This is a genomic window from Sphingopyxis sp. KK2 (genome assembly GCF_001990265.1).
Lineage (GTDB): Bacteria > Pseudomonadota > Alphaproteobacteria > Sphingomonadales > Sphingomonadaceae > Sphingopyxis.
The window spans coordinates 18129-30964 of record NZ_LYVN01000038.1; the positions used below are offsets into that span (position 1 = coordinate 18129).

Consider the following 12836-nt stretch of genomic DNA (forward strand, 5'->3'; position numbering starts at 1 on the left):
GATAGCGCGATCATGGTTAAGCCGCGGTAAAGGGAGGCAGGCGCTTATCCGCTGGCCAGTCCAAGGCTTTTGATCCAAACAGCGCCATGTCCGCCGCCCCCACCGCCTGGCTCAATGCGCTCGCCACCGCGACGCCCGATCATGATATCCACCAGGCGTTCATCGACTGGGCGACGCCGCGGCTGACCGACGAGCGTGTCCGCGCGATCTTTGCGCGCATGGCGGCGCGATCGGGGATCGAGCATCGCTGGTCGGTGCTGCCGCCGACCAAGGACGGCGGGTCGCCGGTCGCACCGGGCGGTTTCTATGATGTGCCGGGGTTGCCGCCGACGTCGGTCCGCATGGCGGCCTATGCCGCGCATGCGCCCGAGCTGGCCTTGCAAGCGATCGCCAGGCTCGGCGATGCCTTTGACCCCGCACGCGTCACACATCTGGTGGTCGCAAGCTGCACCGGCTTCGTCGCGCCGGGGATCGACCAGATCATCGCGCGGAGGCTGGGGCTGCCGCCGACGGTCGAGCGCGTGCTGATCGGTTTCATGGGCTGCTACGCCGGGGTCACCGCGCTGCGCAACGCGCGGCATATCGTGCGGTCGGAGCCGGATGCGGTGGTGCTGGTGGCGAGCGTCGAGCTGTCGACATTGCACCTCAGCCTCGCCGACCAGCCCGAGCCTCTGCTCGCGATGCTGCAGTTCAGCGACGGCGCCGCGGCGGGGGTCGTTTCGGCCGAGCCGCGCGGACTGGCGCTGGGCGAGGGGCGCAGTCTCGCGCTCGAGGAAAGCGAAGACCTCATCCGCTGGGACATCGGCGACAGGGGTTTCGCGATGCAGCTGTCGGGCGAGGTGCCGGGGCGGCTGCGCGCCGCACTCGGCGAGCCGGCCGTGCAGGCACAATTGTTCGGCGGCGATGCGCCGCCGCCCTTGCTCGCGGTGCATGCGGGCGGGCGATCGGTGCTCGACGCGGTCGAGGCGGCGTTGCACGTCCCCGCCGATGCGCTCGCCGACAGCCGCGCGGTCCTCGCGGCGTGGGGCAATATGTCGTCGGCGACGATATTGTTCGTGCTCGCGCGCATGATGGAAAGGCAGGCGACGGGCGAAGGGATCGCGATCGCCTTCGGCCCCGGGCTCGCCGCCGAGGCGATCCGCTTCACCGCGTCATGAACCCCTTCGCCAGCCTCGCGGCGCCGATCGAGGCCGAGGAGGAGATGGATGCGGTCGAACTGCCGCCCGCGCGCTATGCCAGAGTGCTCGCCGACCTGTCGCGGATCAACGCGCTGACGCTCGCGGCTCGCCCGACTTTGGGCTTCCTCGACCGCGCGCGGGCACGCGGCATCGGCGCCAGACCATGGCGCATCCTCGACGTCGGCTTCGGCGCCGGCGACATGCTGGCGCGGATCGCGCGCTGGGGCGATAAGCGCGGGGTCGCACTCGACCTTGTCGGGGTCGACCTCAACCCCAAGAGCGCGGCCGTAGCCGAAGCAAGGCTCGGCGGCGCCGCGCGCTTCGTCACCGGCGATTATCGCGACCTCGCGGGCGAGGGGTGGGACATCATCCTGTCGAGCCTCGTCACCCATCATATGACGCCCGCGCAGCGGCACGATTTCCTGCGCTTCATGGATCGCGAGGCGGCGCGCGGCTGGCTGGTCAACGACCTCCATCGCCAGCGGCTCCCCTTCGCGGGCTATCCGCTGCTCGCGGCGCTGGCGTGGGTCGACCCGATCGTGCGGCGCGACGGGCAGCTTTCGGTCGGACGCAGCTTCCGGCGGGCCGAGTGGGCCGCGATGCTCGACGCGGCCCTGCCCGATAGCGCTGCACAGTGCCGCATCTTTCGCAGCTTTCCCTATCGGCTGTGCGTCGAGCGGGTGCGGTGACCGACACCGACGCGCTGGTCATCGGCGCCGGGCCGGCGGGTGCCGCGGCGGCGATCGGACTGGCGCGCGAGGGGGCGAATATCCTGCTGCTCGAACGCGCGCGCGAAACCGGCGACGCGCTGTGCGGCGGCTTTTTGAGCTGGCAATCGCTGACGCGGCTCGCGGCGCTGGGGATCGATGGCGAGACGCTCGGCGGGCAGGTCGTGCGGCGGGTGCGGCTGTTCGCCGGGCGCGCGGCGAGCGAGACGATGCTGCCCGCAGCGGCGATGGGGGTGTCACGGCGGCGGCTCGATTCGGCCTTGCAGGCGGCGGCGGAGGCGGCGGGCGCCGGGCTCGAACGCGGGGTCCATGCCACCGTGCTGGCGGGCGGCACGGTGCAGACGCGCGACGGCGCTTCGCTCACGGCGCCGTCGATCTTTCTCGCGGCGGGCAAGCACGGCTTTCGCGGCTTTCCGCGCGATCCGGCGGCGTGGCAGCAGGCCGACCCAGTGATCGGATTAAGGCTGCGCATGCCCCAAGCTGCCGCGCTCGACCGGCTGGTCGGCGATGCGGTCGAGCTGCACCTGTTTGATCGCGGCTATGCCGGGCTGGTGCGGCAGGAGGACGGCAGCGCGAACCTGTGCCTCGCGGTCCACAAGTCGCGGCTCGACGGCGCGCCCGAGGCGCTGCTGCGCCGGCTGGGCGAGGAGAATCCCCGGCTCGGCGAACGGCTTGCCTTTGCCGATTGGGGCGCGGCGATCGATGCGATCGGGCATGTCCCCTATGGCTGGCGCAGCGGCGTCACGACGCCGGGGCTGTTCCGGCTGGGCGACCAGGCGGGGGTGATCCCGAGTCTGGCGGGTGAAGGCATGGGGATCGCGCTCGCCAGCGCCGAGGCGGCTGTAACGGCGTGGCGGCATGGCGAAGCCCAGGCGGCGCCCGCCTATCAGCGCGCGCTCGCGGCGCGCATGGCGCGGCCCTTCGCGCTCGCCAATCTAGCGTGGCGGATGGGCGAAAGCCGCTCGGGCGCCGCGCCGATGGTGCGGATCGCGGGGCTCGCGCCGCCGCTGGTGCGCTGGATGTCGCGCGCGACGCGATTGCCCGGCGGCTGACCGGCCCCCTTGCGCAAAGCGGGCGCCGGCCCGATATTGTAACCAACGGCCGCGTGGCTGCGAATATCGCCCCGCACGCCTCCCAGGAGACACTCCATGACCGATCCCAAAACGACTAGGCCGCTCGACCCGATGGCGCATCATGTCCTGCGCGAAGGCGGCACCGAGCGCGCCTTTACCGGCAAATATACCGACCATAAGGGCGACGGCGTCTATCGCTGCGCCGGGTGCGGCGAGCCTCTGTTCGACAGCCGAACCAAATATGACAGCGGGTCGGGCTGGCCGAGCTATACCGCGCCGGCCGACGGCGGCGCGGTGACCGAGCTGACCGACACCAGCCACGGCATGGTCCGCACCGAGGTGCGCTGCGCCAAGTGCGAAGGACACCTCGGCCATGTCTTTCCCGACGGACCCGGACCGACGGGGCTGCGTTACTGCATCAACAGCGCGGCGCTTGACTTCGCGGACCGCGGGCAGGATGACGCAACCACCGGCGAGGGTTGATGACCGATCCTCGCTGCTGACGCGTACAGGGGCGCAGCGAGGGAAGGGAATCGGCTTTGCGCCGCGAAAGACAGCAGGCTTCGTCAGGAAAATCGTCAGGTAGCGCCAAATCGGGCGGGTCGCCTTCCACGGGCGAGCCGCCGCGTTGGCGCGTCTGGCTGCGCCGTGCGGTGCGCTGGGGCCTCGGCCTCGCGCTCGTCGGCACGGTCGCGCTCGCGGTCGCGGTCGGCATCGCGGTGCAGCGCATCCCGAGCTTCGAGGAACTCAAGAAGTCGCCCGCGGGCCAGACGATCCGCGTCCACGCCGCCGATGGCACCGTCTTCCTGTCCCTCGGCCCCAATTACGGCCGCTGGCTGACGCTCAGCGAAACGCCGCAGGTGATGCAGGACGCGATGGTCGCGGTCGAGGACCGGCGCTTTCGCTATCATCCCGGGGTCGATCCCGTCGGCATGACGCGCGCCGCAGTCGTCGCGGTGCAGAATCGCGGCAGCGGCCGCCGCCTGCAGGGCGCCTCGACGATCACCCAGCAGCTCGCGCGCAACATCTTCCTGTCGAACAGCTACACCTGGACGCGCAAGGCGCGCGAGATGGTGCTGTCGATGGCGCTCGAATGGAAATTCTCGAAGGACGAGATCCTCGAGCTCTATCTCAACAAGGTCTATTTCGGCGGCGGCAGTTACGGCATCGACGCGGCGTCGCGGCGTTTCTTCGGGCATAGCGCGACGCAGATGTCGCTGTCCGAGGCGGCGGTGGTCGCCGGGCTGGTCAAGGCGCCGTCGCGCTATTCGCCGACCGCCGACGCGCAGGCCGCGCTGGGCCGCGCGGGCGTCGTGCTCGAGGTGATGGTCGACGCCGGTGTGATCACCCAGTCGCAGGCCGATGGCGCCAAGCCCGCCGACGTCCAGATGGCGCAGGAAACCGGGCAGAACAGCGCGCGTTATTTCAGCGACTGGGCGCTGCCGCAGCTCGACATGCTGATCGACGAGGGCAGCGAGGCGATCGACGTCTACACCACGATCGACCTCAATATGCAGCGCGCGGCGACCGCGGCGATCCAGGCGAATGTCCCCGGCGGCGCGCAGGGCGCGCTGGTATCGATCGACCGCGACGGCGCGGTGCGCGCGATGGTCGGCGGCACCGACTATGTCGCATCCAATTACAACCGCGCGACGCAGGCGGTGCGCCAGCCCGGGTCGGCGTGGAAGGTGTTCGTCTATATGGCCGCGCTCGAATCGGGCTATAAGGTCGACGACGAAGTGGTCGACGAGCCGGTGACGATCCGCGGCTGGAGCCCCCGCAACTCGTCGGGCCGCTTCTCGGGCGCGATGGACCTGCGCAGCGCCTTTGCCTATTCGGTCAACACCGTCGCGGCGAAGCTCGGCGACGAGGTCGGCACCTCGTCGGTCGCCAATATGGCGCGCCGCTTCGGCATCTCGACCCCGATCAACACCCAGCCGTCGATGGTGCTCGGCACGTCGGACGTGCGCGTGATCGACATGACCGCCGCCTTTGCCGCGATATCGCGCAAGGGCGTGTCGGCCGAACCCTATGGCATCACCAAGGTCACGACCGCAGACGGCAGGCTGCTCTATCAGCGCGCGCCCGAGCGCGGCACCGTGCTGGTCGACAATTGGGTCGCGGCGGGGATCACCGACCTGATGCAGACGGCGGTCGCCACCGGCACCGGTCGCGCGGCGCAGATCGGCCGCCCGGTCGCGGGCAAGACGGGGACGACGTCGAGCAACAAGGATGGCTGGTTCCTGGGCTTTTCGAGCGGGCTAACCACCGGCGTGTGGATGGGCCGCGACGATGCCAAGGCGGTCGGCGGATTGCAGGGCGGCCGCGCGCCGGCCAAGGCCTTTGCCGATTTCATGCGCATCGCAGTGGCGCGGCGCCCGGTGGAGGCGTTCGACACCGAGGTCAAGCTGCCCGACTGGCAGCTCGAGGACGAGGACGAAGCCTATCTCGGCGAGCCGGGCGAAGGCGGGCTGGTCGACGACAATGGCATGCCGATCGAACTTCCTTACGACAGCCGCCCGCCGGTGAACCCCGACGGCGACCCGGGTCAGCTGGCGCCCGACGACGCCCCGGTGCTCGACCAGCGCTGGCTCGACGAACAGACCGGGCGTCCCGAACCGGCACCCAAGGCGCCGCCCGCGAACAAGGCGCTGCCGCCGGCGGTCAAGAGCACGACGACGCGCGTCCCGCCGCGCGAGCCGACGGGGCAGAATAACTAGGGCCTGACCCTAGCCGAAACGGTAGCGGTGGAGGCCGCGGCCCTCACGGCGCAGCCAGGCGCGCGCCGCGGCGACGTCGCCGTCGTGCAGTTCGTCGACCAGCGCATGGAAAGCGCGGCCATGGTCCATGTGGCGAAGATGCGCGACCTCGTGCGCGACGGTCGCGCGGCGCACATGGTCGGGCGCCATCACCAGCCGCCAGCTGTAGCGCAGGTCGCCGGCCGCGGTGCAGCTGCCCCAGCGGCTGCGCGGATCGCCGACCCCGATGCGGCCGACCGCCAGCCCCGCGCGCGCCGCAAGCACACGGCTTTCCTCGGCCATCAGGTCGAGCGCCTGCGCCTTCAGCCAGCGTTCGACGCGGCGGCCAACGCCGTCGGCGGGACCGCCCAGCCGGATGATCTCGCCGTCGAGCCGGACCGCGCGCGGCATCGCCGCATCCCAATGGATCTGCCGGTCGATCCCGAACAAGGGCACGCGCGCGCCGGGGCCGATATCGACCGGGATCACCGCCTTGCCGACCTGTTCGACCAGCCAGTCCTGTTGCTCGCTCGCCCAGCGCAGCGCCTTGGTCGCGCTGCCGCGGCGCGGCAGCGTCAGCCGCAGCTCGGCGCGCGCGGCGTCGAAGACGAGCCGGTAGCGGCGCGAGCGCGCGTGATGGACGAGGCGCACCGGCCAGGCATCGTCGCCGACGAAAATCTGGGGCGCTTCGGCGTCGCGCGGCGTCGCGAACCTAAACAACGCGTTCGACCAGATGATTTTCGAGCGGGCCGGCGAGCTGTTCGCCGATCGTCCAGCCGACGATCGACTGGCCCGCGCGGTGGACCGCGTCGCGATCGCCCGAGACAAGATAATGCCATTCGGGCAGCGGACTGTCCTCGGCGCGCAGGCGATAGGCGCAGGTCTGCGGCAGCCATTCGATGCCCTCAAGCTTCTTTTTGGTGAGCGTCAGGCAGTCGGGGACATGGCGGCGGCGGTGCTTGTAGTCGCCGCAGCGCGCGGTCGATAGGTCGAGCAGGCGGCACGCGACATTGGTCGGATAGATGCGGCCACTATCCTCGTCCTCGATCTTGTGCAGGCAGCATTTGCCGCAGCCGTCGCACAAGGCTTCCCACTCGCCGGCGTCGAGGCTGGCGAGCGGAGCTTCCCAGAAATTCGGCCGCGTCGTCACTTCACCCATTTCGCGATTTCGGCGGCGACCTTGTCGGGCGCGCCTTCGTCGTCGTCGGTGGAGCTGTTGTCGAGCGGGAGCAGTGCGATCGGCTTGCCGGCCGGGTCCATCAGGAAGGCCAGCTGGGCATGCGACATCAGATAGCGGTCGGGCGCCGATCCCTCGACCTTGCTGTACGGAACGACATAGGCCTTGGCGACGGCGGCGACCTGTTCGGGGGTGCCGGTCAGCCCGAGCAGGCGCGGGTGATAGCGGGCGACGAAGGGCTTGAGCGCCGCCGGGGTGTCGCGTTCGGGATCGATGCTGATGAACATCGGCACGACCTTGGCGCCGCGCGCCGCATCGGCCTTTTCGAACTGCGACAGACCGAGCATCAGTTTCTGGAGGTCCACCGGGCAGATGTCTGGGCAGAAGCTGTAGCCAAAATAGACAAGACGATATTTGCCGGCGAAGTCGGTGTCGCGCACCGTCTTGCCGTCCTGGTCGACGAGGGTGAAGGGTCCGCCGATGCGCGCGCCCTTGAGCGGCGGTTCGGCATTCGCTGCGGCGGGTTGGCCGTCAAGACCGGCGGGATTGCCGGCCGGCGCGTCGCAGCTGGCGAGCCCCGCGGCGGCGAGAAGGAGGAGGCTTGCGCGGGCAAGCTTTTGTCCGGTATTTGCGATGTTCATCATCGGGCCAGCCTTGCTGGGCTAAGCGCCGAAAATCAACCTTTGTCGTCGTCCGCCGGGAAACGGATGCGGCACCCTGTACCCGAGGTCATCCCGTCATGGTTCGTCGCGCCGCTTTTCGTTTCGCCTCCCTCTCGCTCGCCGCAGCGCTGGTCGCGCTCGCCGTCGCACCGCCCGCAGCGGCGCAGTTCCGCGGCGGCTACGCCTTTTTGCAGGCGGTCGACAGCCGCGACGGGACCAAGGCGACCGAGGCGCTGAAGGACGACGACACGCTGATCAACACGCGCCATCCCGACAATGGCGAAACCGCGCTGATCATCGTCACCAAACGCCGCGACGCCGTGTGGGTGCGCTTCATGCTCGACAAGGGCGCCGACCCGTCGATCGGCGACCGGCAGGGCATGACCCCGTTGATGCACGCCGCGCTGCTCAATTTCACCGACGCCGGCGATGAACTGCTGAAGCGGAAGGCCCCGATCGACCAGACCAACCGGCGCGGCGAAACCGCGCTGATCCTGGCGGTGCAGGCCAAGAACAGCGCGATGGTGCGGCTGCTGGTGCGGGGTGGCGCCAACCCCGACAAGGCCGATCATGTCGCGGGCATGTCGGCGCGCGACTATGCCAAGCGCGACGATCGCAGCGGGCAGCTGATCGCGTTGCTCGACGCCAAGGCCGACGGGCCGCTCCGCGACAACAGCGCGGTATTCGGGCCGAAATAATCGCCGCCCGACGGCGCCAATGTGATATCTTGATTGACATTCACACTCTGATGTGAATATTGCACAGCATGTCCACGCAACTCATCGAGCGCATCCGCGCCATCGTCGATGACGGCGCCATGTCCCGGTCGGGACTCGCACGCGCCGCCGGTCTTCACGCCAACAGCCTGCGCGACCTCGATTCGCCGGGCTGGAACCCCACCGCCGACACGCTGCGCAAGCTGGAGAACTGGCTGGCGCACGGCAGCGACCTGTCGCCGATGGCAACGCCGGAGGAAATCATCGCCGAAGCGCGCAACGGGCGCATGTTCATCCTCGTCGACGACGAAGACCGCGAGAATGAGGGCGACCTGGTCATCCCGGCGCAGATGGCGACCCCCGATGCGGTCAATTTCATGGCGACCCACGGCCGCGGGCTGATCTGCCTGACGCTGACCAAGGCGCGCGTCGACCTGCTCGGCCTCGAGTTGATGAGCCGCGCCAACGGCACCCGCCACGAAACCGCCTTCACCACCTCGATCGAGGCGCGCGAGGGCGTGACCACGGGCATTTCGGCCGCCGACCGCGCGCGCACCGTGTCGGTCGCGATCGACGGCGCCAAGGGCCGCGACGACATCGTCACCCCCGGCCATGTCTTTCCGCTGATCGCGCGCGACGGCGGCGTGCTCGTGCGCGCCGGCCATACCGAGGCGTCGGTCGACATCGCGCGGCTCGCCGGCCTCAACCCGTCGGGGGTGATCTGCGAGATCATGAACGACGACGGATCGATGGCGCGGCTCGACGACCTCGTCCCCTTCGCGCGGCGCCACGGGCTGAAAATCGGCACGATCGCCGACCTGATCGCGTACCGCCACCGCAACGACCGGCTGGTCGAATGCGTGTCCGACGAACCCTTCGAATCGGACTATGGCGGCGACTGGCGCCTGAAATCCTATCGCAACAAGATCGACGGCAGCATCAACATGGTGCTGCAGAAGGGCGCGATCGACCCTGCGGGCGTGACTTTGGTGCGCATGCACGCGGTGTCGCTGCTCGACGACCTGATGGGGCGCCCCGGCGCGAAGAAGCGCCGGCTGCAACGCTCGATGGATGCGATCGGCGAGGCCGGTGCCGGCGTCATCGTGATGCTGATGCGTCCGCTGCCCGGATCGGCCGAGGCCGACGCGACCCCGCCGCCGTCGGGGGGAATGGACCTGCGCACCTATGGCATCGGCGCGCAGATCCTCGCCGACCTTGGCGTTCACGCAATGGAATTGCTGACGCCGTCGCATAACAATCTCGTCGGGCTCGAAGGCTATGGCCTGTCGGTCGTCGGCGAACGTTCGATCCCCGGGGAGGCCGCATAATGGCACATGTTCTGATCGTCGAAGCCCGTTTCTACAGCCATCTCAACGATATGCTGCTCGACGGCGTGCGCAGCGCGCTCGAGGCCGAAGGGCATAGCCATGAGACGGTGACCGTCCCCGGCGCGCTCGAAGTGCCCGCAGCGATCTCGATGGCCGCCGACAGCGGGCGTTATGACGCCTATGTCGCGCTCGGCGTGGTGATCCGCGGCGAAACCTATCATTTCGAGGTCGTCTCGAACGAAAGCGCGCGCGGCATCATGGCGCTGACGCTCGACGGGCTCGCGATCGGCAACGGCATCCTCACGGTCGAAAATGAAGAACAGGCGCTTGCGCGCGCCGACAAGACGCGCAAGGATAAGGGCGGCGAAGCGGCGAAGGCCGCGATCGCCATGCTGGCCCTGAAGGAACAATTCGGCATTGGTTGATCGCCCACCCCCCAGCCGATATTCCGTCGTCGAACGCGGCGGGCGGCTGGTGGTGATCGATACGACGACCGGCCAGACCCCGCCGACCGCCGCCGAGCGCATGGATGTGCACGACCGCGCGATGGGGGTCGAACCCAACCGGCCCGCGCGCCCGGCGCCTGCTCCGTCACCGCCGCCGTCGCCGGCGGCAAGGGCCACGCAAGCCCAGCCCAAACCGGCCCGGCCTGCGCCGACCGATCCCGCCAGGACGCGGATGGCCGCCAAGGTCGCCGAGATGCAGAACCGGCCGATCGCGAACCGGCCGTGGACCGAGGCCAAGGCAGAGCGCCCGGCGACCCGACCCGACCCCGCTCCCGCGCGCATCCCCGAACGCCCGGCGCCGCTTGCGCGCGGGCGCAAGACGATCGTCACCGGCAAATGGTGGGACAGCAAGGGGCCGCGCACGATCGAGCTGGGCCCCAAGGGTCAGCAGACCCTGAGCGGCGGCTTCGTGACCTTGTTCTTCGTGGCGCTGATCGCGGCGATCGTCGTGATGTTCATCGAGCCGATCATCCTGTTCGTCGGCGCCTTCCTGCTGTTCCGCTTCGGCGGCAACATATTGGGACCGATCGGCGCCGGAATCGTCGACAAGGCGGTCGCCGAGCGGAATTAGCCGGAAAATCGGATCGTCATTGCGAGGAGCCGAAGGCGACGCGGCAATCCAGAGCCGGCCTAAACCGCCCTGGATTGCTTCGCTTCGCTCGCAATGACGATATTACGCCGGCTGGAGCGCCGGATAGTCGGTGTAGCCCTCGGGGCCCGGCGAGTACCAGGTCTGCGGATTGTCGGCCGACCATTCGGCACCCGCGCGGATGCGTTCGACGAGGTCGGGGTTGCCGATGAACGGGCGGCCGAAGGCGACCGCGTCGGCGACGCCGCTGGCGAGCGCTTCCTCGGCGAGCGCGACGGTGTAGTCGCTGTTGAGGATCAGCGGCCCCTTGAACGCCGCGCGGATCGCGGGCGACTGCTTGGGCACATCGGTCTTCCCGAAAGTGCCGTCGGGGCCGGGTTCCCGCAATTCGAGGAAACCGATGCCGAGCGCGTCGAGCGCCGAGGCGGCGGCGGTGAACAGCGGTTCGGGGTTGCTGTCGTCGACGCCCTGCGAATTGCCGTTGGGCGACAGGCGGACCGATACGCGGTCGGCGCCCCACACGCCGATCAGCGCCTCGGTGACTTCGCGCAGCAGGCGGATGCGGTTCGCGACCGGGCCGCCATAATCATCGTCGCGCAGGTTCGAATTGTCGCGCAGGAACTGGTCGATCAGATAGCCATTCGCGCCGTGGAGCTGGACGCCGTCGAAGCCCGCCTTTTTCGCATTTTCGGCGGCCTTGGCATAATCGGCGATCAGGCGCGGGATTTCATGGAGTTCGAGCGGGCGCGCGACCTCAAGGTCGCGGCGGCCGACCGGCGTGTGGGCGCGGCCCTCGCCCTGCGTCGCCGAGGCCGACACCGGCAGCTTGCCGTCGTTGAACACCGAATGGACAAGGCGGCCCATGTGCCACAGCTGCGCGACAATGCGCCCGCCGGCATCGTGGACCGCCTCGGTGACGGGCTTCCACCCTTCGACCTGCGCATCGGTCCACAGACCCGGCGCCGCCGGCCAGCCGAGGCCTTCCTGCGAAATGCCCGTCGCTTCGGAGATGATCAGCCCCGCCGAGGCGCGCTGGCGATAATAGTCGCGCGCGAGCTCGTTCGGCACGAAGCCGGGGCCGGCGCGGCCGCGGGTGAGCGGCGCCATGATGATGCGGTTCGGCGCGTCGATGGCGCCCAATTTGATCGGGTCGAGAAGCGATGCGGACATTTGGGTCTCCTGAACATCTTTTTGAGCGACGCCCCCCGGGGCCGTCGCTATGGGCCGTGAAGCTATGGACAGCGGCCGCCCGGCGCAAGCATGGGTAGCAAAAGAAAATCTAACGGCAGGACAAGAAGTGAGCGACGGCAGCCAGGCGATACAGACGGGACGCTGGGCCTTTGCTGCGCTGCTCGCGGGCAATATCGCGCTGTCGATCGGCGCGATGCTCGTGCGCCTTGCCGACACCGGGCCGACCGCTTCGGCCTTCTGGCGGATGACGCTCGCGGCGCCGGTGCTGCTCTTCTTCGCCTGGCGCGAGACCGGCGGGCGCCTGCCGCCGCGCTCGGCGATCCTCATCGCCGGTGCCGCAGGCATCTTCTTCGCCTTCGACCTTGCCGCCTGGCACATCGGCATCCTGCAGACCAAGGTCGCCAATGCGACCCTGTTCGGCAATTGCGCCAGCCTGTTGCTCGTCATCTGGGGCATCTTTCTGACCCGCACGCTGCCGCGCGGGTGGCAGGCGCTGGCGATCGGCCTCGCTTTCGCCGGATCGGCGCTCTTGATGGGGCAAAGTTACGAACTGTCGCCCGACTATCTGGTCGGCGACCTGCTCAGCCTGCTCGCGGGCGTGCTCTACACCGGCTATGTCATCCTGATGCAGCGCGTGCGCGGCACGATCGGGTCGTGGTCGGCGCTCGCCATCGCGTCGATCGTCTGCCCGCCGATCCTGCTGACGACCGCCTTCGCGCTGAACGAGGTCATCGTCCCGCACAACTGGACCCCGCTGCTGCTGCTCGCGCTGACCAGCCAGATCGTCGGTCAGGGGCTGATGATCTGGTCGCTGCCGCGCTTCACCCCGCTGGTGATCGGGCTGACGCTGCTCGTCCAGCCGGCGATCGCCGCACTGGCCGGCTGGCTGATGTTCGGCGAACTCCTCGGCCCCGTCGACCTGCTCGGCGGCCTCATGGTCGGCGCGGCGC

At 69.3% G+C, this 12836-nt stretch carries 14 protein-coding genes; 10 read left to right on the plus strand and 4 right to left on the minus strand.

Annotated features, from left to right (window positions below):
- The first annotated feature begins 86 nt into the window (after positions 1–86).
- From B1A78_RS08665 to B1A78_RS08685, 5 genes are all read left to right on the plus strand, one after another.
- Positions 87–1157, plus strand: a complete 1071-nt coding sequence (locus B1A78_RS08665; RefSeq protein WP_077146567.1) for a type III polyketide synthase — start codon at positions 87–89, stop codon at positions 1155–1157.
- Positions 1154–1867 (plus strand): methyltransferase domain-containing protein, encoded by a 714-nt coding sequence (locus B1A78_RS08670; protein WP_077146568.1) that lies wholly within the window; start codon positions 1154–1156, stop codon positions 1865–1867. The genes B1A78_RS08665 and B1A78_RS08670 overlap by 4 nt, the downstream gene beginning before the upstream one ends.
- Positions 1864–2958, plus strand: a complete 1095-nt coding sequence (locus B1A78_RS08675; RefSeq protein ID WP_077146569.1) for an NAD(P)/FAD-dependent oxidoreductase — start codon at positions 1864–1866, stop codon at positions 2956–2958. Before B1A78_RS08670 ends, B1A78_RS08675 begins: the two co-directional genes overlap by 4 nt.
- A 96-nt stretch (positions 2959–3054) precedes the next feature.
- Positions 3055–3462, plus strand: a complete 408-nt coding sequence (gene msrB, locus B1A78_RS08680) for a peptide-methionine (R)-S-oxide reductase MsrB (RefSeq protein WP_077146570.1) — start codon at positions 3055–3057, stop codon at positions 3460–3462.
- 56 nt (positions 3463–3518) lie between these two features.
- Positions 3519–5699, plus strand: a complete 2181-nt coding sequence (locus B1A78_RS08685; RefSeq protein WP_077146571.1) for a transglycosylase domain-containing protein — start codon at positions 3519–3521, stop codon at positions 5697–5699.
- Positions 5700–5708: 9 nt separating this feature from the next.
- Here the strand turns inward: B1A78_RS08685 and B1A78_RS08690 are convergent, their stop codons facing one another.
- From B1A78_RS08690 to B1A78_RS08700, 3 genes are read right to left on the minus strand one after another with little or no spacing between them, the layout of a single operon-like run.
- Positions 5709–6437 carry a M48 family metallopeptidase gene (locus B1A78_RS08690; protein WP_083733983.1) on the minus strand — a complete coding sequence of 243 codons (729 nt, stop codon included), beginning with the start codon at positions 6435–6437 and terminating at the stop codon, positions 5709–5711.
- Positions 6430–6876: a YcgN family cysteine cluster protein gene (locus B1A78_RS08695; protein ID WP_077146572.1), complete on the minus strand. Its 447-nt coding sequence runs from the start codon at positions 6874–6876 to the stop codon at positions 6430–6432. Before B1A78_RS08695 ends, B1A78_RS08690 begins: the two co-directional genes overlap by 8 nt.
- Positions 6864–7538, minus strand: coding sequence for an SCO family protein (locus tag B1A78_RS08700; RefSeq protein WP_077146573.1), 675 nt, complete (start codon positions 7536–7538; stop codon positions 6864–6866). Before B1A78_RS08700 ends, B1A78_RS08695 begins: the two co-directional genes overlap by 13 nt.
- A gap of 95 nt (positions 7539–7633) precedes the next feature.
- Here B1A78_RS08700 and B1A78_RS08705 point away from each other — a divergent pair, with 95 nt between their 5' ends.
- The 4 genes from B1A78_RS08705 (at position 7634) to B1A78_RS08720 (ending at position 10677) form a co-directional block, all read left to right on the plus strand.
- Positions 7634–8254 carry an ankyrin repeat domain-containing protein gene (locus tag B1A78_RS08705; RefSeq protein ID WP_077146574.1) on the plus strand — a complete coding sequence of 207 codons (621 nt, stop codon included), beginning with the start codon at positions 7634–7636 and terminating at the stop codon, positions 8252–8254.
- A gap of 68 nt (positions 8255–8322) precedes the next feature.
- Positions 8323–9600, plus strand: coding sequence for a 3,4-dihydroxy-2-butanone-4-phosphate synthase (gene ribB / locus B1A78_RS08710; RefSeq protein ID WP_077146575.1), 1278 nt, complete (start codon positions 8323–8325; stop codon positions 9598–9600).
- Positions 9600–10025 (plus strand): 6,7-dimethyl-8-ribityllumazine synthase, encoded by a 426-nt coding sequence (gene ribH / locus B1A78_RS08715; protein ID WP_077146576.1) that lies wholly within the window; start codon positions 9600–9602, stop codon positions 10023–10025. The genes ribB and ribH overlap by 1 nt, the downstream gene beginning before the upstream one ends.
- A 52-nt stretch (positions 10026–10077) precedes the next feature.
- A complete protein-coding gene (locus tag B1A78_RS08720; RefSeq protein WP_144037747.1) occupies positions 10078–10677 on the plus strand; it encodes a hypothetical protein in 600 nt (199 codons plus the stop codon).
- 102 nt (positions 10678–10779) lie between these two features.
- Here the strand turns inward: B1A78_RS08720 and B1A78_RS08725 are convergent, their stop codons facing one another.
- The gene (locus B1A78_RS08725; RefSeq protein ID WP_077146578.1) at positions 10780–11865 is read right to left on the minus strand and encodes an alkene reductase; all 1086 of its coding nucleotides are present in this window, start codon (positions 11863–11865) and stop codon (positions 10780–10782) included.
- A 127-nt stretch (positions 11866–11992) separates the two neighbouring features.
- Here B1A78_RS08725 and B1A78_RS08730 point away from each other — a divergent pair.
- A partial coding sequence (locus tag B1A78_RS08730; RefSeq protein WP_077146579.1) for a DMT family transporter occupies positions 11993–12836 on the plus strand: 844 nt, incomplete at its 3' end.